This window comes from Verrucomicrobiia bacterium (assembly GCA_035574275.1).
Lineage (GTDB): Bacteria > Zixibacteria > MSB-5A5 > DSPP01 > DSPP01 > DSPP01.
In genome coordinates this window covers 1-21,982 of sequence record DATLYY010000032.1, presented here as the reverse complement: position 1 = coordinate 21,982, position 21,982 = coordinate 1, and the positions used below count along the sequence as shown (strand labels likewise).

The 21,982-nt window shown below is 55.2% G+C and carries 22 protein-coding genes; 6 read left to right on the top strand and 16 right to left on the bottom strand.

Features of this window, described 5'->3' with window-relative positions; all coding sequences use genetic code 11:
• The 5 genes from VNL73_05415 to VNL73_05395 all read left to right on the top strand — a co-directional run.
• Positions 1-570, top strand: a 570-nt coding sequence (locus VNL73_05415; GenBank protein HXF48847.1) for an amino acid transporter, incomplete at its 5' end; no start/stop codon positions are given.
• Positions 571-623: 53 nt separating this feature from the next.
• Positions 624-1,247 carry a hypothetical protein gene (locus VNL73_05410; GenBank protein ID HXF48846.1) on the top strand — a complete coding sequence of 208 codons (624 nt, stop codon included), beginning with the start codon at positions 624-626 and terminating at the stop codon, positions 1,245-1,247.
• A gap of 79 nt (positions 1,248-1,326) precedes the next feature.
• On the top strand, positions 1,327-2,004 hold the full coding sequence (locus VNL73_05405) for an outer membrane beta-barrel protein (GenBank protein ID HXF48845.1): 678 nt from the start codon (positions 1,327-1,329) through the stop codon (positions 2,002-2,004).
• Between the two features lie 125 nt (positions 2,005-2,129).
• Complete coding sequence (locus VNL73_05400; protein HXF48844.1) at positions 2,130-2,699, top strand: outer membrane beta-barrel protein; 570 nt, start codon at positions 2,130-2,132, stop codon at positions 2,697-2,699.
• 130 nt (positions 2,700-2,829) lie between these two features.
• Positions 2,830-3,522, top strand: a complete 693-nt coding sequence (locus VNL73_05395; protein ID HXF48843.1) for an outer membrane beta-barrel protein — start codon at positions 2,830-2,832, stop codon at positions 3,520-3,522.
• A gap of 168 nt (positions 3,523-3,690) precedes the next feature.
• On the opposite strand, the gene VNL73_05390 is transcribed toward VNL73_05395, so the two are convergent.
• From VNL73_05390 to accC, 6 genes are all read right to left on the bottom strand, one after another.
• A complete protein-coding gene (locus VNL73_05390) occupies positions 3,691-4,695 on the bottom strand; it encodes a metal-dependent hydrolase (GenBank protein ID HXF48842.1) in 1,005 nt (334 codons plus the stop codon).
• Between the two features lie 48 nt (positions 4,696-4,743).
• Positions 4,744-5,457 carry a hypothetical protein gene (locus VNL73_05385; GenBank protein HXF48841.1) on the bottom strand — a complete coding sequence of 238 codons (714 nt, stop codon included), beginning with the start codon at positions 5,455-5,457 and terminating at the stop codon, positions 4,744-4,746.
• A gap of 84 nt (positions 5,458-5,541) precedes the next feature.
• Positions 5,542-6,999, bottom strand: a complete 1,458-nt coding sequence (gene gcvPB / locus VNL73_05380; GenBank protein HXF48840.1) for an aminomethyl-transferring glycine dehydrogenase subunit GcvPB — start codon at positions 6,997-6,999, stop codon at positions 5,542-5,544.
• Positions 6,996-8,393 (bottom strand): aminomethyl-transferring glycine dehydrogenase subunit GcvPA, encoded by a 1,398-nt coding sequence (gcvPA, locus tag VNL73_05375; protein ID HXF48839.1) that lies wholly within the window; start codon positions 8,391-8,393, stop codon positions 6,996-6,998. Before gcvPA ends, gcvPB begins: the two co-directional genes overlap by 4 nt.
• A 98-nt stretch (positions 8,394-8,491) precedes the next feature.
• On the bottom strand, positions 8,492-8,872 hold the full coding sequence (gene gcvH / locus VNL73_05370) for a glycine cleavage system protein GcvH (protein HXF48838.1): 381 nt from the start codon (positions 8,870-8,872) through the stop codon (positions 8,492-8,494).
• 119 nt (positions 8,873-8,991) lie between these two features.
• Positions 8,992-10,389 carry an acetyl-CoA carboxylase biotin carboxylase subunit gene (gene accC / locus VNL73_05365; protein ID HXF48837.1) on the bottom strand — a complete coding sequence of 466 codons (1,398 nt, stop codon included), beginning with the start codon at positions 10,387-10,389 and terminating at the stop codon, positions 8,992-8,994.
• Between the two features lie 276 nt (positions 10,390-10,665).
• Here accC and VNL73_05360 point away from each other — a divergent pair, with 276 nt between their 5' ends.
• A complete protein-coding gene (locus VNL73_05360; protein ID HXF48836.1) occupies positions 10,666-13,041 on the top strand; it encodes a VCBS repeat-containing protein in 2,376 nt (791 codons plus the stop codon).
• A gap of 81 nt (positions 13,042-13,122) precedes the next feature.
• On the opposite strand, the gene VNL73_05355 is transcribed toward VNL73_05360, so the two are convergent.
• The 10 genes from VNL73_05355 to VNL73_05310 all read right to left on the bottom strand — a co-directional run.
• The gene (locus VNL73_05355; GenBank protein HXF48835.1) at positions 13,123-14,238 is read right to left on the bottom strand and encodes a type IV pilus twitching motility protein PilT; all 1,116 of its coding nucleotides are present in this window, start codon (positions 14,236-14,238) and stop codon (positions 13,123-13,125) included.
• Positions 14,239-14,417: 179 nt separating this feature from the next.
• The gene (locus tag VNL73_05350; protein HXF48834.1) at positions 14,418-15,737 is read right to left on the bottom strand and encodes a secretin N-terminal domain-containing protein; all 1,320 of its coding nucleotides are present in this window, start codon (positions 15,735-15,737) and stop codon (positions 14,418-14,420) included.
• Between the two features lie 19 nt (positions 15,738-15,756).
• Positions 15,757-17,733 carry a hypothetical protein gene (locus tag VNL73_05345; GenBank protein ID HXF48833.1) on the bottom strand — a complete coding sequence of 659 codons (1,977 nt, stop codon included), beginning with the start codon at positions 17,731-17,733 and terminating at the stop codon, positions 15,757-15,759.
• A gap of 1 nt (position 17,734) precedes the next feature.
• The gene (gene pilO, locus VNL73_05340; GenBank protein HXF48832.1) at positions 17,735-18,322 is read right to left on the bottom strand and encodes a type 4a pilus biogenesis protein PilO; all 588 of its coding nucleotides are present in this window, start codon (positions 18,320-18,322) and stop codon (positions 17,735-17,737) included.
• 10 nt (positions 18,323-18,332) lie between these two features.
• The gene (locus tag VNL73_05335; protein ID HXF48831.1) at positions 18,333-19,007 is read right to left on the bottom strand and encodes a PilN domain-containing protein; all 675 of its coding nucleotides are present in this window, start codon (positions 19,005-19,007) and stop codon (positions 18,333-18,335) included.
• A gap of 1 nt (position 19,008) precedes the next feature.
• Positions 19,009-20,061 (bottom strand): type IV pilus assembly protein PilM, encoded by a 1,053-nt coding sequence (pilM, locus tag VNL73_05330; protein HXF48830.1) that lies wholly within the window; start codon positions 20,059-20,061, stop codon positions 19,009-19,011.
• Between the two features lie 95 nt (positions 20,062-20,156).
• Positions 20,157-20,636 (bottom strand): GspH/FimT family pseudopilin, encoded by a 480-nt coding sequence (locus VNL73_05325; protein HXF48829.1) that lies wholly within the window; start codon positions 20,634-20,636, stop codon positions 20,157-20,159.
• On the bottom strand, positions 20,633-20,899 hold the full coding sequence (locus VNL73_05320) for a hypothetical protein (GenBank protein ID HXF48828.1): 267 nt from the start codon (positions 20,897-20,899) through the stop codon (positions 20,633-20,635). The genes VNL73_05325 and VNL73_05320 overlap by 4 nt, the downstream gene beginning before the upstream one ends.
• Positions 20,900-20,912: 13 nt before the next feature.
• Positions 20,913-21,302, bottom strand: a complete 390-nt coding sequence (locus VNL73_05315; GenBank protein ID HXF48827.1) for a prepilin-type N-terminal cleavage/methylation domain-containing protein — start codon at positions 21,300-21,302, stop codon at positions 20,913-20,915.
• Between the two features lie 259 nt (positions 21,303-21,561).
• On the bottom strand, positions 21,562-21,982 hold a 421-nt coding region (locus VNL73_05310), incomplete at its 5' end, for a helix-turn-helix domain-containing protein (GenBank protein ID HXF48826.1).

The following is a 21,982-nucleotide window of genomic DNA, read 5'->3' as shown; positions in this document are numbered from 1 at the left end:
TTCTTCATCCGCCGCCACTACCGCAAAGCGGCCGCCGCGCTGTCCAAACTGTACGCCAGCCTGGGGGAAATCCCTTCCGGGCCGGATGTCGCGGTTCCGCCGCTCGACCCCAAAAAGCCGACCGCCGTCGTTTTGGTCGCCTCCTATGGCGTGGTCGGCATTCACACCGTGCTAAACATCTTCCGGACTTTCCCCGGCCACTTCAAAAACCTCGTGTTTATCTCGGTGGGAGTCATTGATTCCGGTTCTTTCAAAGGGAGCGAAGCCGTGGAGGCTTTGCAAAAGGAAACCGAAGGGGCGCTCCTGAAATACGTGGAACTGGCAAAAAAATTAGGCATTCCGGCAACCTACCGGATGGCCATCGGCACGGATGTCGTCGAGGAGGCGGAAAAGCTCTGCCTGGAAGTGACTCAAACTTTTCCGCAGGTGACCTACTTCGCCACCAAGGTGATTTTCCAGCGGGAACGGTGGTATCACCGGCTTTTGCACAACGAAACCGCCTACGCCATCCAAAGGCGGCTGCAGTGGGATGGGAAGACGATGGTGGTCATCCCCGCCCGGGTTCGTTAACCTCCTTTTGCCATCATTCCCGCTTCTCTAAACGTAGAGTAATCGGAGGTTTGATGCGGCGGCTTTTGGTGCTTCTGGTTCCCCTTGCCTTGGCGGGTCCGGCTTCTGCCTTTGCAAAAGGGCAAAAGGGTGATTTTGCCCTCACGGTGCAGGGGGGCGGTTTCGGCAACCTCGAAGACCGGTTTTTCAAAAGCCTGTCTTTTGTGACAAGCGGCGGACTGGAATATTACCCGCTAAGTCCGGTAAGCGCCGGCCTCCAGTTCCAATTTTCCCCCAAAGGCACGTTTGGCGGCCCGGTAACCTTGGGCGTCGGCTCGGTGGGCGGTTCCGGCTCCCGCCGTTCCGACCGGCTTTTCCAAACCATCCTCTTCGTGCGGCCGACTCTGACCGTAAGTTCGGGTCTAAAGTTTTTCGCTTTGGCCGGAATTTCCCTCGCCAAAGTTACCCGGACATCCGATGGAACAGTTGTTCCACTCGGCTCGGATGGTTCGGAAGAGGAAGGCAGCAAGGTTGGCGCCAAATTCGGCGCCGGCACTTGGATACACCTCCGCTCCAATACGCACTTAAATATCACCGCCGCCTACGACACCCAGCCGCAAAAACTGTTTTCCGCGCAAGCCGGATTGACGTTTTTCTTTAACCCCTTTTTGCAAAAAACAGACCCGCCGGAAAATTAGCGATGGTCCATACTTTTCCCTTTTTCCGGCAACCGATTGGCTTGCCGGCGGGTATCAGAAAGTATAAAGGAGGTAGGTTATGAAGAAAAGATTAATGGTTTTCAGCTTGGGGGTTCTTTTTGTTTTAGGTTTGGTAGCGAATGCCGATGCCCGCATCCGGCGGGGCGGGGCGTACGGAAACCCGCAAGGGAAGGTCTTCTTTTCCACTCATCTGGGCGCCTTTGTGCCGACCAACGAGTTCGGCGATGTGGCCCGTACGGGCATCCGCTGGGGGGCGGCGATGGATTTTTACCCCTCGCCGGATGCCTCCATCGGGTTTGATTTCGGTTTCGGCGAAGCGGATGCCAAGGACTTTATGGTTCGGCGGGAAGAAACCCGCTGGGACAACATTGTCGGCCAGCCGGTGCAAATTCAGAGCTTCAACTACCGCAGCTACCGGCTCGGAGTCAACGGGCGTTACAACATACCAACCGGAACGAACGTTACACCGTATTTGGAAGCCGGCGTGGGGGCCTATTGGACCCAGCGCCGGGTCAACGGCTTCACCACGGCAGGCGGGCCCTTTTTCGAGTTCTCGGAACGCCGCACCACCAGCACGGCCGGCAGCAATATGGGACTGGGTCTGAATGCCCAAATGGGACGCCGCACGAATATGTATGCCGGTTTCCAGTTTCACCAGTTTTTTGAGGACCAACTGGACGGCATCGACAATTTCGCCTCGTTCACTTTCGGGCTGGGCATCGGCCTCTGGCCATAGGTTTCTTTTTTGCGGTTTCCATCGGGGCCGCTCTAAAACCGGAGCGGCCTTCTTTTCTTGGATGGTTTTCTTGACAAGCGTCCCGTTGCTTGTTTGATTAAAAGGCGATGAAAGGAGGGTTCTCCATGAATAAAAAGATGTTGGTTTTGGCAATCTTTCTGATTGGGCTTCCCGCCATTCCGGCCTTGGGGCAGAACAACCGCCATCACATCGGGCTGGTTTTGGGATATGCAAAATTGATCGATGACGACGTCAAGCCGCTCGGGTACGATTTTTCCAATTCGGGCCACGCCGCCTTGACCTACCGCTATTCCGTTACTCCGAATATCGACCTCGCGGTGGAGGCGCGCGGCACCGCCAGCACGCAGGAAGTTAGCGGAAATGATTTGAACCTTCTCAACTCCTATTTCGGCCCGGGGGTGCGGGTGGTTGCGCCCCAAAACAACCTGAAGCTCTTTCTGCAGGGAAATTTTTACTTCGTAAGTGAAGAAGTGGAGACGGTTTCTGGAAATACCACCACAACCGTAAGCGAAGATGGCGTGGGATTTGGCGTCAACGGCGGCGTGGATATCCGCTTGGGGCGGCTTTTGTCGTTGCCGATAGAGGTCAACTTCCTTTATGCCAAACCGTCGGACAACATTTCCGGATTTGGCCTTTCCGCCGGCCTCAATTTCAACTTTGGCATGATGCCGTAAGCGCTTTTTGGACAACGGGGTATTGAAGGCCGCCCAGCCGGGCGGCCTTCTTTTTTTGGCCTAAAGTACCCCCCCGTAATGCCGATAATTAATCCGGGGGCTTACATACGCCCAGAAAGAAGGAGGAGCAATGAAGAAGTTAGTTGCATTAGCCGCTGCATTCATGCTTTTGGGGGCTTTTGCGGCCCAGGCGGCGCCGCGTAAGGAAAGCCCCAGGCCGCGGATCAACCGCGCTCCGGCATCGGGCCTGGCCCAGCACAAGGGCTGGTTTGCCATCGTGCCGAAGCTCGGCTTTGTGGTTCCGACCGGCGACTACGGCGACGTTTCCAACAGCGGTTTCCGCTTCCAGGGAGCGGCCGAGTACTACATTCGAAACGACTGGACCATCGGCGTCTCCACCGCCTGGGCCCAGACCAGCGCCTCGGACGACAGCAAAACGGCCGCGGAAGCGGCTTTGCCTCCGGGTGGGGACATTTCAAGCTGGAAGTTCCGCACGATGCAGTTTTCCGGTTACGCCCGGCATCTGTTCGCCACCGCCTCGCCGAAGATTTCTCCCTATGTTTCCGGCGGGCTGGGCATCTACAATACCAAGGGTTCCGCTTCCGGCACCGGCGCCACGCAGGCCGAAATTGACGTCGCGACCGGCTCCGGCTCCGGCGAAACGAACCTCGGTTTCAATCTGGGAGGCGGCGTGCTCTGGGGTTTGACGCCGACCGTCGGGTTGAACCTCGGGATGACGTATCACAACGCCTTTTCCGACCCGGCCACCAACTATTTCGTTTTCAACGGCGGATTGAATTTCTTCTTCAACGCCGGCCGTTAAACCTCTTTAGGAGAGGGGAAGGCCGTCCGACCAATCGGTAGGGCGGCCTTAGTTTTTTTCCCGGAAGGGTAGGCCGGAACCCCCGCTCCGGCAATATTTACGTTGTGTCGGAAGTTGCTCCCGACACACGCGCATCAGAAACAACTTCTTACGCGGCCGAAAAGCTATTCAGGTTTCTTCGCCCCATCGGCCGATTATTCGCCGCCAGGTCCGCTTGATTAGCACCGGCGGCGCCTCCATTTCGACCACCTGCTTGGAGGGGGAAACCAAAACCGCCGCGCCGAAAAAATTCTCCTCCCCCGGCGCCACATAGCGCAAATCATCCCATCGGACCAGCGTGGAATCCCCTTGATGGTAAAGTGACAGGTAGGGGAAACGGGCAAACTTCAGAAAAACGGTGGCCAGATAGGTCTCCTTGGCCGCCGCCACAAATTCGTTCTCCGGCACCTTGGCGTATTTTGCCCCCGGATAGGGGCGGTCCTCGAAAAGTGAGACCTCCCCCTGATAGAAATTGCCGTCGGTCTCCACCACGTAGCGCCATTGCCAGAATCCAAAAAGGCGCGGATAAATGCCGTAATCTTTCACCCGCTCGTACGCCGCAACCGGCGGCGAGGCCAAAAGCTTTTTGGCCGCCAGCTCGTGCGACCCCAGCCGCAAAAGAATATAGGCCGCAAAAATGGAAAGGGCCGTAATCCCGCTCGTTTTCCATTTTCCAAGTGACTTCCTTCCCCAAATCAAACAAACTGCAAAAACGAGCCAGAGCAAAGGATCGACGATAAACACCAAGTCCCAGGCGAATTTTTTCTCCGTGAAGGGCAGCAGCGCGCAGGTGGGGTACGGATTGAGCAAATCCAGAAGCATGTGGCCGTAACTGGCCAAAAGCGCCAAAAGAAAAATCCATTTGAACTTCTGCCCCACGAAAAGCCAGACCACGGCGGCCACGACTAACGCCTCCAAGGGCAGCCCGGCGACGGAGTGGGAGAAACCGCGGTGTTCATCAAAGTATTTCGCCGCCCCTTCGAGGCGGTAGATGAAATCGGCGTCCGGCAGATTGGAAGAAACCGCCGCCGTCCAAAAGGCGGCCTTGCGGGAGAGTTTCTCTTCAAACAACCTCCCCACCGCCGCCCCGAACAGGGTGTGGGTTAAATTATCCATCGTATCTTTTTGATACAAAAAAACCCCGCCCAAAAGTTTTGGCGGGGGCTTTTTTAGTCAACCCGTTCAAAACCGATAGCCCAATCGTATTCCCAGAAGTGTGCCCCCGCCGTTGGCCGGGCCAATAACCCCCGCCTTGTCTTCCGAACGGAAGTCCCGGATGGCTTCGAAAACAAAAAAGAAATTGTAGGGGAGCCGGGCCTGCGCGCCGACCTCAAGGTAGAGCCCGGAAAAGCTTTCGTCAAACTCCGCCACCTGGCTTTGGTTGACGGTGGTGTAGGAAGTGTCGTAGGCAAACTGGTCATCCAGAATGGTGTCCGTCACCACCGCCACGGAATCCCCCCGTCCTTTGCTGGAGCCGAAACTGCCGCCGATGCCAAAGAAGGGGGAGAAAGCCGCCTCGCGGAACGGATGAAAAGCCGCTCCAATCCGGAAGCCGGAGGTGCGCAGATACGCGTTGACCGCGGTGGAGGTGTTCGTAAGCTTTACCGAATCCACGGCGCCAAAATCGGGATAAAACGTCGTTTGGTTAAATTCATCCCCGCCCCGGTTCCATTTCTGCATCCGCTCAAACCCGGCCTTTATATCCAGCACTTTCCATCCATAGACCACCTGCCCGGAGAAACTGGCCGGGTTGTGGTCAAAATAATGGGAATACCGGCCGTCTTCCGGAAAATAGCCGCCGACACCAAAGGAAACCTCCAGCGGAATCCGCTGCGCTTGGACAAAGCCGGTCAATGCCAATAAAAAAAATCCGGACAGCAATATTTTTCTCATCATCCTTCCTCCCATACCCCTTCTACTACGCTCGGCCGGCTCAAAAGGTTTAATATTTTTGCAGGTTTTTCAAAGGGGAATTTTATGCTATTTATGAAAAGCGATGTCCAAATCCCGGGCCGCTTTCACTTCGTCCAGCCGCCCCACCGGCGTGGTATGGGGGGCTTTTTTGACTTTTTCCGGGTCGGTTTCCGCCTCCTTGGCGATTTGAATGAAGGCGTCCGCCAGATAATCGACGCTTTCCCGGCTTTCCGTTTCGGTCGGCTCAATCATCAAGGCCTCCGGCACAATGAGCGGAAAATAGGCCGTGGGGGCGTGCACGCCGAAATCCAGAAGCCGCTTGGCGATGTCCATCGTTCGCACGCCTTTGGCCTTTTGCCGGTTGCCGGAGAGCACAAATTCGTGCTGGCAGAATCCGGGATAAGGAACGTCATAGTAATCCTTGATCCGGGCGAAAAGATAGTTGGCGTTGAGGATGGCGTTCTCGGAAACTTCGGAAAGCCCCTCCGCTCCCAGCGTGCGGATGTAGGTGTAGGCCCGCACCAAAACGCCGAAGTTGCCGAAGGCCGAATGCACTCGGCCGATGGATTTTTTGCTTTCCGTAAAACGGTACCAATCCTTCCCCTTCTTGTCGATTTTCTCCACCCGCGGATTGGGAAGATACGGTTCGAGGAATTTTTTGACCCCCACCGCCCCCGCTCCCGGGCCGCCGCCTCCATGGGGTGTGGAAAAGGTTTTATGCAAATTGAAGTGGACGATATCAAAGCCCAAATCACCGGGTTTGACGATACCCATTAAAGCATTCAGATTAGCGCCGTCCATGTACATCAGCCCACCCGCTTCATGGACAAAGCGGCAAATATCCAGAATATTCCTTTCAAACAAGCCGAGCGTGTTTGGGTTGGTCAGCATCATCCCGGCGGTGCGCTCGGAAAGCGCCTCTTTGAGCTTTTCCAGACTGACCCGCCCGTCCGAACCGGAGGCAATCTGCACGGTCTCGAAACCGGCCGTGGTTACCGAGGCGGGATTGGTGCCGTGGGCGCTGTCCGGGATTATGATTTGATTTCTTTTTCGGTCTTTCCGCTCGCCGTGATGGGCGCGCATAAGCAAAAGCCCGACCAGCTCCCCCTGTGCCCCGGCGGAGGGCTGCAAGGTGACCGCATCCACCCCGCCGATTTCCGCCAGAAAACCAGCCAGTTCATGCATCAGTTTCAAAGCTCCCTGCACGTCCTCTTCGGACGCCTCGGGATGGATTTCAGCAAAACCGGGCAGCCTTGCCGCCTGTTCGTTCACTTTCGGATTGTATTTCATCGTGCAGGAACCGAGCGGATAAATCCCCTTCTCGATGTGGTGATTCAAAACCGAAATCCGGACAAAATGTCGCATCACATCGATTTCCGCCGCCTCCGGCCAGTCGAGTCCGCCTTTCCGCTCAAATTGGGAGGGCAGCCGCTCCGGCTCCGGCACATCCGTTTTGGGCAGGGACACCCCCTTCCGCCCCGGGGAAGAGAGTTCGAATATGGTCGGTTCGACTATCGTATTCATACCTGTCCCGCCGCTTCCAGTTTCCGCTCCGGCGCTATTCCGCTACCGGTTTGCGGGCGAAAAAAACTCATCCCCTCGGCAAGGGATTCGATATCCGCGCGCAGTTTCTTTTCAGTTACGGCGATCAACAACTGATTCTTTCTTTTCTTGTCATACTTGCCCAAATCGATTCCCGGAACGATGTTTGATTTCCGCAAACGGGAAACAACTTTCGAAGCCGGCACGGGCAGCTCCAGCGCAAACTCCTTGAAGAAGGGCGCCGAATAAACCCGCTTGAAACCTTTGGACTCAAGCAGCGCGGCCGTGTAATGCGCCTTGGCATAGGAAAGCCGCGCCATCTGCAAAAGCCCTTGTTTGCCGACCAGCGACATAAAAACAGTGGATAGGGTGGCCATAAGTCCCTGATTCGTGCAGATATTGGAAGTGGCCTTTTCCCTGCGAATATGCTGCTCCCGCGTTTGCAGGGTTAAAACGTAACCGATTTTGCCCTCTGCATCGGTCGTCCGGGCCGCAATCCGTCCCGGCATCCGACGCACCAGTTCCCTTTTGGCGGCAAAAAGCCCCACCGCCGGTCCGCCGTAGGAAATCGGCACGCCCAAGGACTGTCCCTCCGCCACGGCGATATCGGCATTGAATTCCCCGGGGGGCGTAACCATGCCGAGAGAGATGGGGTCGAATACTGCAACGAATTTTGCGCCAACGGTGTGAACAATCGGCTCCAGCTCCTTTGCTTCTTCAAGGCATCCGAAGAAGTTGGGGGTTTGCAGAATTAAAGCGGCGGTTTTCTCGGAAATAGCTTTTTTAAGCATTTCCGGCTCGATTTGACCGGATGGGCCGAGCGGAATTGAACGCACCTGATACGCCCCGCCCGTGACGTAGGTCTCCAGCACGGCGAGATAATTCGGATTCAGCCCTTCGGTGACCAGTATCTCCTTTCGCTCGGTGGCGTGTGCCGCCATCAGGGCTGCTTCTGCCACGGCCGAAGCGCCGTCGTAAAGCGAGGCATTGGCGGCTTCCATTTTGGTCAGGGCGCAGATGAGGGATTGGAACTCGTAAATGATTTGCAGGGTCCCCTGGGCCACTTCCGCCTGATAGGGCGTGTAGGAGGTCAAAAACTCCGGCCGGCGGATAATGAAATCGGCCGCCGCCGGGGTAAAATGGTCGTAAAACCCGCCCCCCAAAAAGGAATTGGAGACCGAGACCGGAACATTCTGGCGGGACAACTTGCGCAAATCGGCGAAAAGTTCGAGTTCAGAAGCGGGCGGCGGAATTTTGAGTGGTTCTTGTAAGCGGACTTCCTTGGGAACGGCATCCAAAAGATCTTCGAAACGGGAAACGCCGATGACTTCCAGCATTTTTTTCCGGTCGGCATCGGTATTCGGCACGTAGCTCATCGCTTTCAGAACTTATCTTTTTCGGCTTGCAAAGTCAACCGGCTGCACAAAAAAGCCCCGCTTGCGCGGGGCCCTTCAAGCAAATCAAGGTTAAGCCGTTATACCGCCACCATTTCCTTGTATTTTTCCGCCGTCAAAAGTGAATCGAGTTCTTTGGGGTTTTTGACTTTTATTTTGATCAGCCATCCTTCGCCGTACGGATCTTTGTTGATGACCGTGGCGTCCGTCTCCAGGGTGGAATTGACCGCCGCTACTTCGCCCGTGATCGGCGAAAAAAGTTCGGAGACCGCCTTTACCGCTTCAATGGTGCCGAACGGCTTCATCTGCGCCACGGCTGCGCCGACCTTGGGAAGTTCGACAAACACAACATCCCCCAGCTCTCCTTGGGCATAGTCGGTGATTCCGACCGTGGCAACTTCGCCATCCAGCTTAATCCATTCATGTTCCTTGGTGTATTTTAAATCCGCCTTGATTTCCACTTTCCCTCCAACGGTTCTTTGTCATTCTGAGTTAAGCGAAGAATTTTTCGGAAACAAGTTAGCGATAAATTCGGCCTTGCTCTATGTCCGGACTCCAACCGACAACATTCGAATCAATTTTACGAACTACTCCCCGTTTCCACCGCCTCCACCGGCCTCTCCTTTGTTTTTTTTTCCTCGGCGATCATTTTCTCCACAAAGGAGGTGTCGTAATTCAAATTGACGAAATCGGGATGCACGAGGGTCTTTTTATGAAAAGGAATGGTGGTGGCAATTCCCTCGATAATGAACTCATCCAGCGCCCGCAAGAGCTTGCCAATCGCCTGCTCGCGCGTTTTACCGAAGCCGACCAGCTTGGCAATCATTGAATCGTAGTACGGCGGCACGTCATAAAGGGCAAAAGCGTGGGTGTCCACGCGGATACCATGCCCGCCGGGAACGTGAAAGTAGGTGATTTTTCCGGGGGAAGGGGCAAATTCCCTTTCCGGATCTTCGGCGTTGATGCGGCACTCGATGGAATGCCCGTGCAGCTTGACGTCGGTTTGCTTGAAACTCATCTCTTCGCCGGCGGCGATTAGAATCTGTTCCTTGATTAAATCCAAATCGACCACTTCCTCGGTGACCGGATGTTCCACCTGAATCCGGGTGTTCATTTCCATAAAGTAGAAGTTTTTGTTTCTATCGAGCAAAAACTCCAGGGTTCCCGCCGAGCGGTAGCCGATTTTCCAGGCCCCCAAAACGGCCGCCTCGCACAGCTTTTTTCGGGTTTCCTCGTCCAGCACCGGGCAGGGAGCTTCCTCGATCAGTTTTTGATGACGGCGCTGTACGCTGCAGTCGCGCTCCCCCAGATGGACGATGTTTCCCTGGTGGTCCCCCAAAACCTGAACCTCCACGTGGCGCGGATTTTCAACGAATTTCTCCAAGTATAAAGCATCGTTGCCAAAAGCCGCCTTGGCCTCCGCTTTGGCCATACCCCAGACCGCTTCCAGTTCCTTTTCATCCCGCGCCAGCCGCATCCCGCGTCCCCCGCCGCCGGCGGCGGCCTTGACAATGACTGGAAAACCGAATGTCTTGGCCAAACTTACCGCCTTGGAGAGTTCCGTCACTTCCCCTTCCGAACCGGGAATGGTCGGCAGCCCCGCTTCCGCCATAACTCTCTTGGCAAAGATTTTGTCTCCCATCTGCCGGATTTGCTGGGAAGTGGGGCCGATGAAACGGATATTGCAGGACTCACAGATTTCGGCGAAATCGGCATTTTCAGCCAAAAACCCGTAGCCGGGATGAATGGCATCGGAGTTGGTCAGCTCGGCGGCGGCGATGATTCGTTTGGCATCCAGATAACTTTCCGCTGCCTTCGGAGGGCCGATGCAGAGTGATTCATCGGCAAAGCGCACGGCCAAGGAATCCTTGTCCGCCTCGGAAAAGACGGCCACGGACTTTATGCCTAGCTCCCGGCAGGCACGGATGATCCGAAGCGCAATCTCCCCCCTGTTGGCGATGAGGATTTTCTTAAACATTTAATATAAAATAACATAATTTGACAATTTTTGCCAATTTCTACTTGCCGCTATAACTTTCGACTCTAAGCAATGGATGTAACCCGTGGTGTAACAGCACCTTGCCTAATAGTAGCACTGGTATTTTTTGTTGTTCAATTTATGGTTTATTAAGTTGAAACCCCAAACATGGAGTTTCCAGCCCCTTTTGACCATTTTAGCTTGACAAACTCTGAAAGAAGCTTTCATTGAATCTTCCCAACAATTTTTTGGAAGGATTATGATGGAGGAGCGGATTTGACACCACGGCGGCTTTTTTTGTGCATTCTGGCTTTTGCACCCCCTATATCTCTGCCTGCCTCCCCACCCCTTTTCGACACCTGGCAAAGCTACGAAGTGGGAAATTTCCCCTTGGCCGTAATCGCAACAGACCTCGATGGAGATGGCGACCGGGATTTGATCGCGGCCAATCGGGGCTACCGATGGGTCCAAGACGATAGCACCGTATCCGTGCTGAAAAATAACGGTGACGGAACGTTCTCATCGCGCGCGGACTACGTTATCGGCTACCGCCCTGTATCGGTATCGGCGGTTGATCTGGACCTTGATGGTGACTACGATTTGATCGCCACCGCGGAGGACGGGAATCTTTATACCTTGTTCAATGACGGAAAAGCCGTTTTGGGGTCAAAAGCCGCCTATTTTCTGGGGAGCAGTTATCTTTCTTCGACATCGTCGGCCGACTTGGATTTGGACGGCGACCCGGATGTGGTGGTCGCCGATCACCCGGACAGAACATTTTATGTTTTCGAAAACCGAGGGGATGGAAATCTGGAACTGGTATCCAAACACGTTCTGCCAAACATGCCCACCGCCATTCTGGCCACCGATCTTGACGGAAATGGAAATCCGGACGTGGTTGTAGCAAATGAAAAAGGGGAAGACAAAGTCAGTATTTATTTGAATGCCGGCAATGGTACCTTGGCCTCCGGCGGCAACTATGGAGGGCCTGCTCAAGGCACCCGTTCGGTTTTCGCCTTCGATTCGGACGGGGATGGTGATCCCGATCTGGTTGTATCCGATTCGTACGACAGTACGGTTTCCGTTCTTGAAAACGACGGCACCGGGGCATTTTCCAGCGATTCCGCTTATCGGGTGGGAAGAAACCCGCATTCCGTCGTGGCTTCCGACCTGGACGGGGATGGGGACGCCGATCTGTCGGCTGCCAATCTGCATGAGCATAGCGTTTCTACACTTTTAAACAACGGGGGGGGCGCTTTTTCCGGCCGAACAGATTATGAGGTCGGCCTTATACCGGTTTCCGTTTTGGCCTCCGATTTGGACGGTGACGAACGCCCGGATTTGGCCGTGGCAAATTATTACAGCTATAGCGTAGGGGTCCTGAAAAATAACGGCGACGGCACCTTCATCAAAAGCGACCGCCCCCAAACGGGCGCCGGCCCGTCATCGGTTTTGAACTTGGACTTGGAGGGGGACACGGATAAGGATCTGGTAACCGTGAACTCTTTGAGCAACACTCTTTCGGTCTTTAAAAACGAAGGAGCTGGAAACTTTGTCCACTCCGAAGATTATGATACCGGGATCAATCCCCTGTCTCTCTCTTCGGCCGACTTGGATCAGGACGGGGATATGGACATTGTAACGGTAAATTCCGGGCAAAATGGAATCTCCATCTTGAAAAACAACGGCGATGGGACACTTGCCAAAAAAATCGATTTTGCAATCGGAAAACACCCCCGAGCGATTTCCTGCGCCGATTTGGATCGGGATGGAGACCCCGACCTGGCTGCTGTTGATGACAGCTTGAACGTCGTTCTGATTCTCACAAACGACGGCATCGGCAACTTTGCAAGCTCCTCCGTATATCAAACCGGCGTCACACCCGTTGAACTCGACGCCGCAGATTTGGATGGGGACAAGGACTTTGATTTGGCCGTCGCCAACCGGGGTTCCGCAACGGTTTCCATTTTCAATAACTTCGGCGATGGGACGTTTGCGGAGCCGGTTGAATACCGAACGACAACTGCACCGATTTCCCTGATGCTTTCCGATTTGGACGGTGACCGTGCTCCGGAGATTGTAATCGTCCATGCACCCAACACAGCCCTCCCCGCCGGGGAATTCTCCATTCTAAGAAACCAGGGGGGTGGCGCGTTTACCACGGGAGAACAATATGCGGCCGGTGTTCACCCTGTTGCCATCCTGGCAACAGACCTAGATGGCGATGCCGATGCGGACCTGCTAACCGCAAACTCCCGCAGCAGTTCTGTTTCAGTTTTCTTCAATGATGGAAATGGAGTTTTTGTCAGAGGAACGGATCATGGGGTTGGAATTACGCCAACGTCGCTGTCCTCCGCCGACTTGGATCAGGACGGAGATCCGGACATAACCGTGGCCAACCGCTCCAGCAACTCGGTCTCGGTGTTGAAGAACCATTCCAATCATGGCTGCACGCTGAAACGGGGGGATCTCAATCACGATTGTTACCTGACGGTCGAGGATGTCATACTGGCAATGAACTGCATTCTTATGAATATCGGTACCTGCCGCCCGGAATTAACGGATGTTAATTGTAATGGGAAGGTTACCGGAGCAGACGTGGTGGCGCTGCTACTTGCCGTTTTTCTAAATCAGCCCCTTCCCTGTACCTAATCCTCTTTTCTCAAAACCTTAACAAGAAAGCAAAAAGGCGGGGTTTTGCCCGCCTTCCCCCTCTCAACCACTGCCAATGTTTCAACCGGCTGTCGGTTCGGTGAACTGCTCCCAGCCCCGCTCGGCGGCGCCGGTGATGCCGCGGAGCCGCAAATCGAAATCGTCCGGATTGGAGGCCTGGGCAAGCGCTTCCTCATAGGAAATGACGCCGGCCCGGTACAGCTTCATGATCGACTGGTCGAAGCTCTGCATGCCGTACTGCACCCCGCCGGATTGAATTAACTCCATGATTGTGGTGCTTTTGGTCGGGTCAATAATCGCCTCCCGCACGGAGCCCGTGTTGATTAAAATCTCAATCGCCGGCACCCGGCCCGGCCCGTCGGAGCGGGGCAGGAGACGCTGCGAAATGACCGCCTTCAGCGTGCCAGCCAAGAGCAACCGGATTTGTTGGTGCTGATGGGGCGGGAAAAAGGAGATGATGCGCGAAATCGTTTCGATGGCGTTCATTGTGTGAAGGGTGGTCAAAACCAAATGCCCGGTGTCGGCCGCTGTCAAGGCAATTGACATGGTGTCGATGTCACGAATTTCTCCGATTAAAATCACGTCCGGGTCCTGACGGAATGCGTGCTTCAGAGCGGAGGCAAAACTCTCCGTATCCCCCCCCACCTCGCGCTGGGAGATGATTGATTTTTTGTCCCGGTAGATGTATTCGATAGGGTCTTCGATGGTCAGAATATTTTCGCTGCGGGTGGCGTTGATTTCTTCAATCATGGCCGCCAACGAGGTGGATTTTCCAGAACCCGTGGTGCCGGTGACCAGTATGATTCCCCGCCGGCTATTGCACAGCTTCTTTATGGTCTCCGGTAGATTCAGCTCTTCAAAGGATGGAATTACGGCGTTTACCACACGAAGGGCGATGCCGGAGGTCGAGCGCTGCCGGTAAATGTTGATGCGGAAGCGCCCCATTTTGGCGACGGTCAACGCCAAATCCATTTCATGCTTGGCGTTAAACTTTTCCTTCTGCTTTTCGGTCAGGATTTGCTCAATCATCTGATCGACCGCCTCCTGGTTAACTGGTTCGCTCTCCAGCGGGAGAAGCCGCCCGTCCACTCGGATAGTCGGCCGGATGCCGACCCGGATGTGCAGATCCGATCCTTTGCGGCTCAGAAGTTCGGTCAACATCTGCTTTAAGGTCATTTTATCCTCACAGGTGAACGGAAAAGCGCCTCGGTCTTATCGTTTTTTTCCAAAAAATCCTACACTTATTGTATCGGCTTAAACCGCCATAAATTGACCCGGAGCGGAGCCGAACAGGCTGCACATCTCCCAAAAAAAAGCCCCGCTCGCGCGGGGCCTTGAGGCAGCTGGATGATAAGTTAGTTTCTTTTCTCAGAGGCATCCGGCAGCATCCCGGTCGGCTTGGCCTGCATGTCCTGCGGATCCACAATGGTCGGGGTCACGAAAATGACCAGATCCTTGTCCACCGTTTCCTTCCGGGTGTAGCGGAACAAATAGCCGAGTAGCGGAATATCCTTCAAAAACGGAATGCCCGTGGTGGTCTTGCGCTCGTCTTTGGTGGTCAGTCCGCCGATAACCGCCGTCTGTCCATTTTCCACCACCACGTTGGTGACCGCATTGGAGGTGTTGATGATGACCCCGTTCGGGTCAAACTGATAGGAGCTTTTCTCCGGCCGCAGCTGCAGCAGAATCTTGTTCGCCTCCGTCACATGCGGGATGACTTTCAACACGGTCCCCACGTCATAGAAAGTGATGACCGTGTTGCCGGAGGCGTCAAATTGCTTGATGGGTATTTTCTGCCCCACCTGGACCGTGGCTTCCTTGTTGTCCACGGTGGTGATTTCGGGATGGGAAACGATTTTTATTTTCCCGTCCGTCGCCAACGCCGTGATGCGGGCCTGCACATCCGGCCAGTTCACGCTGGAGGTCCTTAACAAAACATCCGCCACGGGGGAAGAGGTTTGGTTGGCATTTTGACTGATTTGGGCCGAGTCCAGGTCGGCGCCCACCGAAAGATCGCGATAGGAGGCGGCCCAATTGATACCCAGTTCAAATAGATGGCGGTTTTCGATTTCTATCAACTGGGTGGAGATTTTAATCTGTTTGGTCTCCAAATCCAGCTTTTTGACGAATTCCTCCACCTTGTCTATGTTTTTGGGGAGCTCGCTGACGATGAGCGAATTGGTGCGCTGGTCGATTTCCACCTTTCCCCGCTCGGAAAGCATCGACTTGACCGCCTTCTGCATATCGGTAGCCGAGGCATTGAAAACCGGAATAATGCGGACCTCCAAAGGGGTCAAAAGCTTATGCTCGGCAATCCGCTTCGCATTTTCTGCCTGCTCGGCCAGATATTGCTGGGCCGGAACAATGCGAATGTAGTTCCGCTCTTCTACAGCCATCCAAGAATAGGTCTTGGTGATAATGTCCAACGCCTGGCTCCAGGTCACGTCGGTAAGCGAAATGGTCACCTGTCCGGTCACCAACGGGCTCACCACGATATTGGTTTTCCCCCGGTCCGCCAGCATGGAAAAAACCGAGCGGGCATCGGCGTTCTGGAAAACCAGCGAACGCATTTTCTGGTCCTCCACCTGCGTTCGAGCCGGTCCGGCGGAAAGCAGGAGCAAAAGAAAAGCTCCCAAAACCAGTATTCCTTTATGCAAGACTACGCGCGTATTCATCAGCCACCTCTCTTTTTTTCTATTCAAGGGTTCCCAACTCCATCGCCACGGTTTTGGTCCAGCCGTATTCCGTGACCTGAAACAAAACCTTGTTTTCCGAAACGGATACCAAATACCCGTTCCGCACCCGGTCGCCGGGAGCCAAGATGTACCCGTTCCCCTCACCATCCTCCAAAAGCGCCTTGTTCCCCCCCAGCGAGCGCATGATACCGACCAGCCGCAATTGCTCGGCCGCCGGAACGGCCCGGCGTTTTTTGCCGGAGGCGTAGCGATCCCGCCCGGTCAACGGGGAAAACGGATCCCGGCGCCCTTCGGAATGGTAGCGTATAACTTTGCGGGAGGGGGAAACCTGCATAAACGTTCCCCCGGGAAAAGCGAAGCTCGTGTCGTAGGGCTCTTCCTCTTCTTCATCCGTGGCCGGTAAATCGGTGTCGATATCATCCAGATCCGCCACTTCGCCGGTATCGGCCAGACTTTTGGCCGGATCCAAAGCCTGCTTCAGCTGCTCTTGAAAACTCGTTTGCCCCGGTTTTTCGACCGGCGCCGCACTTTTCGCGCCGGTTTCCGCCGGTTTTGTTTCGGTTGGTTGAGCGGGCGTTTCCAGTTTGCCCAAAGCCTTTTTCAACTGCTCTTGAAACTTTGCCTGATTCATCGTGTCAATCGCGGCTCCGGTGACTGCCGGCTTGGTGGCCGCCGGGCCGGCTGGAGGCGTTACCGTGCTTGTTGGTTTGGTTGCCGTCGCTCCGGTTGTTTTGGCGGCATCCGTCGGCTTGGTAGCAGAAACCGTCGCCGGGGCAGGACCTGCCGGTTTGCCCGTCATGGTGGGAGCGGCCGGCGTTCCCGTCGTTCCCGGTTTCGCAACCGTAGGGGTTGAGGTCACCGAAGTTGGCGAAGTGACCGTTGAAGTGCCGGTTACCGTCTTGGATTTTTCTTGAGACGGTTGTCCGGGAGTCGGAGAAGCCGGCTTAACGACGACACCCGTCCCCCCGCTGGTTGGAAACAAAGGAGTCCCGGCGGAAGGAGTGCTCTTGGCAGTTGTCGTTGTTCCCGTCTTCCCTTGCGGGACGGAAATGGCGCTGGTCGGTGCGCTATCTTTTTGCGGCCCGGAAACCGGGGCTTTAACGGTCAATTCTTGTTTGCCCGACCCAAGTGTAGTCGGCGGGGACGGCGGTCCGGCGGCCGCGGTTGATTTCCCGGTATCCTTTGCTACAGTCTGCTTTCCGGTCATTGCTGTAGTTGGCTTGGTTGCCGTGACGGCCCCGGCCTTGGCTGCTGAATCGGAAGTTTTTGTGGTGGTGGCGCCGCTTGTACCGGTCGAAACCGGCGCAGTTCCGGCCTTTGAAGCCGGGGCAGAAATCACGGGTGTCGGCTTGCTGGCAACTACCGTCGCGGGAGCCTTGGCCGTCGGGCTTTGCAAAGTTGAAGCCGAGATTTTGGCATCCGTTTTTGGCTCTTTGGAGACGACTGCTGTCTCGCTACTTTGGCGGGCCGTGCTGGCCGGCGGCGGCGTCAGTTTTTTACCCGTTGACGCCTGTGGTTCGGCCGCTCCATTTTGGGAAAAAACGCTGGAAGGAACCGCAAAGCCGGTGGCCGGAGCCGTTTTCGCCGTGGTCACGACCGGCGACGGGAGCATGAAATGAAGCTCCACCCCCTCCGGCTTGGTGCTCCAGCTGTAAGAAAGCCGTTCGGGGGTTTCGATTATCACCCGCGCCACCGGCGGCTCGGTTTTAAACTGGGAAAACCGGACATTCTTGATACCCCGGTTGGCCGCAAGATTCCCTGTAACTTTGGCGGTTTTGTCCACCGTGACTCCGGGCAGTTCGATGATCATTTTGTACTGGCCATCCTGCCCGCTCCAGGAGGCCTTAAACTCGTTGGGATTGCCGGTGGTGAGCATCACCGTTCCGTTTTCGGAAACCGAAACGCTTGAAAGCCGGCCGGCTGCGAGCGCCAGTTCGGCTGAAAGGGCGAAAAGAATCCAGATAAGTTTTTTCATATCAGTCCAGGGTAATGGGTTGAAGTTTTTCCGATTCCTTCACGTAATAGGTGGTCAGCTTTAAATTGACCGTGACCGTCTCTTTTTTGACGTCCCCCCCCGCCTGCTGGCTGCCAGACATCTGCAGCGAGGCGACGTTCACAATGAAGGGAAAGTTGGCGATGGAAGCCAGGAAGGAACCGACGGCGTGGAAACTCCCGGTGACGGACAGGTCGAATTCCGCCGCCTCATAGAAGGTCTGCGGGAAGGTCCCCTTGGGAACGATTTCGGAGACCGCCACCTGGTTGGATATGCCCGCCACGTGCAGCTGGGACAATAGCGCAGGCACCTGTTTTTCATCCGGCAAAAGCAGCTCGGTGGCCTGGTATTTCTTGAACAATTCCTGGTATTCCTTTTTCAAAGCCTCCGACGTTTTGGCCTTCATTTCCACGTTTTTCAAGTTGGAAAGTATCTGTTCGTACTCGGTCTGGGTCCGCGAAAGGTTGGACGAAAATCCGGAAAACACCCGGGTGTACCAGAAGTAGACCCCCAGAAAGGCCACCAGGCCCACCAGAATGTAGCGTTGATTTTTCGGATCCTTCAGGTCCATGGCGGCCCTCCTACGGCTGCTGGGTGTCCCCCAGACGGATCGGCTGCTGCCCTTCCGTCTCGGTCGGGGTTTCTTCCGGTACCATTGTCAAATCACAGGTCAACTGAAAATTGTACAGCCGGGAATTCTCCATCTTTTGCTCCTTGGCGAACGACAGCTCCACGTTCTTGATGAACGGCGATTTCTTCATCTGAATCATGAAGGTGGCCAGGCTGTTCAGGGAATAGGAGAATCCTTCGATTACGGTTTTCGCTCCGCTTGCGGCGGCCGCCTGGGCCGGGTTGCCCGCCTGCGGCCGGGCCGCGCCCCCGCCGCTTCCCTCCCGGAAATTCGAGAGCCAGAGGTATTCCGGCACCCGGCCGGAAAGATCCTCCAAAAAGCGCACGTAGGCCGAGCGGTTCTGGTCCAAGCCGTCGATGGCGGCCATCCGCTCCAGAATCTTTCCCTTCAGTTCGGTCAGGGCGTCCACAAGCTGGATGTCCTTCTGCATCTTTGCCTCGCGCACTTTCGCCTCGGCGATTTTTTTCTGGATGTTGGCGATGCGCATCTTCTGCATCACCGTCAGGCCGGCCAATACCGCCGCCAGCCCGGCCAGCCCGGCCAGCATGTAGAGCGCCGGTTTCGGCAGCGACAGGCCGCCGGTCCGCTTCTGCAACTCTTTAGGGAGTAGATTTATCTCTATCATATCACTTTACCTTTCTGGCCGCCAGTCCAATCGGCACGGTCAGAAGCGGGGCAATCCGCTCCAGTTCCAGCTGCCGGTACTCGTCCGGGTCGTAATCGATGTTGCGCAGCGGATTGACGATATCCACGGGAACCGAAAGCTTGGCCTGCATGAACTCCGGCAGAAACGGCACCAAGGCGCCCCCGCCGGAAAGAAAAATCCAGTCAATCTGTTCCACCTTGGCCGAGGATTTGAAATAGGAGAAGGCCACTTCGATGCCCGAAAAAAGCTCTTCCGAAGCGGAGACCACGGTCGCCTTGAGCATGTCCTGGTCCAGGCTGGTTTCCAGCTCCCCGCGCAAAGCCTTGGTCGCCAGCTCGTGGTTCAGCCGGAACTCTTTCTGGATGGTGTCGTAAATCAGCCGGGTGCCGGCCCCCACGTCGCGCGTGGAGTGATATAATTTGTCCTTCACGAAGATGACGTTGGTCGTGTCGAACCCGATGTTGACCAGGGCCAAGACCCGGTTCGGATCGATGTCATAGTTGATTTCGTAGGCGTTCAGAACGGCAAAGGCGTCCGTGTCGATGACGACCGGCCGCAGTCCGGTGTCGTTCAGCAAATCGAGGTAATTCTTCAAAAATTCCTGCCGGGCGGCCACCAGCAAAACGTCCATTTTGCTGGTCTCCTCGTTTGTGCTTATAATGTGGTAGTCCATCGTCACGTCTTCCACGTCGAAGGGGGCCCGCTGCTCGGCCTCGAACAGGATTGCCTGCTCCGCCTCGCTGCCGGTTTTTTTGTCGATGGAAATTTTGTCCGTGATCACCCCGTGGCCGGAAATGGAAATCACCACATCCTTGGTTTTTGGGTTTACCTGATCCACCAGGCTCTGGATGTTGAAAATCAGCGTGTCCCGGTCTTTGATTTCATCGGCCACAAGCGCTTCCGCCGGCACTTCCTTGATTCCCAAACCCCGCAGGATGTAGCCGTCGGTTTTTTTCTCGAGCTGCACCAGCTTGATGGAGCTGGCGCCGATGTCCAACCCGGTCGTGATTTTCGGTTTGCGCAAGATGTTCATCGTTTTCCCCCTTCCTTTTCCGACGTGTCGGAAAAGGACTACACTTCTATTATCGACTGCCCCCCAAAAATATTAACCCCTTTTTGGCCTGCCGGTTAGTCCGTAAGCTTGATCCGGCCGGTGGAAGCCAAAACGTTGATGTTATAGGTGAACCCCCCGGCGGCGGGAACGATCTGCATGTCTCCGGAAGAGGAGGCGCTGCCGTCGGTTTTAAAAACCACCGTTGTGTTGGTAAACGTGTTTCCGCCATAATTGACATCCCGGTCCAGCGTGACTTGGCTTATCAGCGAATCGGTTCCGGAGTCATACTGTTCGTTGCCGCTTTTCTCTTTGAAATAGGTGTAGCGCCGGTTGCCCACGTCGAAAAAGACGCCGTACTTCACCCGTTCGGAAATCGCCTTGGAACGGGCCTGCCGCAGGGTGGAGACGATGTTGCGGGCCGTGGACTTTGCTTCCATCTTCGAGGAATAGTTCAAAAAGCTCGGCACGGCCAAAGCCGACATCAAGCCGATGACCACGGCCACGATGACCAGCTCCATCATGGTGACGCCCGCCTGTTCTTTCAAGATTTTCATACGCCCTCTTTTAGTATCGGAACAATTTCTCGTTTTTCCACCGGCGGCACCCCTTGCCGTTCCACCAGGCGCCTTTTGCCGTGGATGATCAGAACCTTCATTCCGTTTGGCGCCCATTTCGATTTCTGCTGCTCCAGTCGCGCCTCCGATTTTTCCATTTGAATGGGCCTTTGAGAAAAACAAATTCTGGACGGGGCTGCCGGTGTTGGGTAAGTCGAAACAGGTAGGAGCGTCAAAGCCAGCGCCAAAACGATTTTTCTCATACGTCGCCACGTCTTACTGTATCGTTTTATAGGTGTAATAATCCACCGAACGGGCCATTTTCTTGTCGTCTGTCCAGGAAATGGTCACTTTAATGCGATACACGCCGGCGGGCACCGTGCCGTCCGTGGAGGTGTCGTCCACATGAATAGTCCGGTTGTAGGTGCCATCGATTGTTGTTGGCCCTTCATCGTAGGGCATGGAGGCGAAATTGCCCTGATTTTTCAACTGCTCAATGCGGTCCTGCGCCACGGCCGTGGCCCGGGTCAAATCCTGGGAGTAGGTGTTGGAGTAGATGGACAAAACCATAAGCGGCGCCAGCCCCAAAATACCGACGGCCAGAATGACCATCGAAATCATCACTTCGATGAGGGTAAACCCTTTTTCGTTTTTGCGCGTTCTCATATCCTTTCCTCTCTTCGGGCCGGGGGTTCGAGAAACCCAAACGGCCTGTTGGAAACAATTGCAAAGCCCCTGCCAACTCCCCCTCTATCTTTTCGGCAGGAACTGCCCGCCGGATAAGCGGTTACAAGAAACTAAATGGGCTCCTACCGCCCCCTTCAAAAAAGAGGCACAAAATTTAGCCCTTCCCCAACGAGGTATGGGAAAAAACCCATATGAAAAAGGCGGCATAAAGCCGCCTGCGTTTAGCTCCCCGACCAAATTAAATCTCTTCCTGCAGGTTGTATTTCTTGATTTTTTCGAAAAGGGTGGTGTAGTCGATTTTCAAAATCTCGGCCGCCTTGCGCTTGTTGCCGCGGGTCTGGGTCAAAACCCGCACAATCATTCCACGCTCCGCTTCCATCTGGGCGAACTGGCTCACCTCTTTCAAGCCGGCCCCCTCCCGCAGCCGGATTTCCGCCGCCGTGGGGATGCGGATCGCGAGATGCTCCGGCGTGATCTTCTTCCCCTCGCAGAGAATGATGGCCCGTTCGATGGTGTTTTCCAGCTCCCGCACGTTCCCCGGCCAGTGGTAGCGGTCCAAAATATTCAAGGCATCCTGGGAAAGGGATTTGACCGGCTTTTTCATCTCCAAACAGAACTTGCGGATGAAGTGATTGGCCAAATTCGGGATGTCCTCCCGC

Bases quoted from the DNA above. Each gene is read 5' to 3' on its own strand.
- VNL73_05385 (HXF48841.1), bottom strand. From the start codon at position 5,457: ATGATGAGAAAAATATTGCTGTCCGGATTTTTTTTATTGGCATTGACC.
- VNL73_05320 (HXF48828.1), bottom strand. From the start codon at position 20,899: ATGAGAAAAATCGTTTTGGCGCTGGCTTTGACGCTCCTACCTGTTTCG.
- VNL73_05350 (HXF48834.1), bottom strand. From the start codon at position 15,737: ATGAATACGCGCGTAGTCTTGCATAAAGGAATACTGGTTTTGGGAGCT.
- accC (HXF48837.1), bottom strand. From the start codon at position 10,389: ATGTTTAAGAAAATCCTCATCGCCAACAGGGGGGAGATTGCGCTTCGG.
- VNL73_05345 (HXF48833.1), bottom strand. From the start codon at position 17,733: ATGAAAAAACTTATCTGGATTCTTTTCGCCCTTTCAGCCGAACTGGCG.
- VNL73_05335 (HXF48831.1), bottom strand. From the start codon at position 19,007: ATGATAGAGATAAATCTACTCCCTAAAGAGTTGCAGAAGCGGACCGGC.
- VNL73_05410 (HXF48846.1), top strand. From the start codon at position 624: ATGCGGCGGCTTTTGGTGCTTCTGGTTCCCCTTGCCTTGGCGGGTCCG.
- VNL73_05400 (HXF48844.1), top strand. From the start codon at position 2,130: ATGAATAAAAAGATGTTGGTTTTGGCAATCTTTCTGATTGGGCTTCCC.
- VNL73_05315 (HXF48827.1), bottom strand. From the start codon at position 21,302: ATGAGAACGCGCAAAAACGAAAAAGGGTTTACCCTCATCGAAGTGATG.
- VNL73_05395 (HXF48843.1), top strand. From the start codon at position 2,830: ATGAAGAAGTTAGTTGCATTAGCCGCTGCATTCATGCTTTTGGGGGCT.
- gcvPB (HXF48840.1), bottom strand. From the start codon at position 6,999: ATGAATACGATAGTCGAACCGACCATATTCGAACTCTCTTCCCCGGGG.
- VNL73_05405 (HXF48845.1), top strand. From the start codon at position 1,327: ATGAAGAAAAGATTAATGGTTTTCAGCTTGGGGGTTCTTTTTGTTTTA.
- pilM (HXF48830.1), bottom strand. From the start codon at position 20,061: ATGAACATCTTGCGCAAACCGAAAATCACGACCGGGTTGGACATCGGC.
- gcvPA (HXF48839.1), bottom strand. From the start codon at position 8,393: ATGAGCTACGTGCCGAATACCGATGCCGACCGGAAAAAAATGCTGGAA.
- VNL73_05325 (HXF48829.1), bottom strand. From the start codon at position 20,636: ATGAAAATCTTGAAAGAACAGGCGGGCGTCACCATGATGGAGCTGGTC.
- pilO (HXF48832.1), bottom strand. From the start codon at position 18,322: ATGGACCTGAAGGATCCGAAAAATCAACGCTACATTCTGGTGGGCCTG.
- VNL73_05355 (HXF48835.1), bottom strand. From the start codon at position 14,238: ATGACCTTAAAGCAGATGTTGACCGAACTTCTGAGCCGCAAAGGATCG.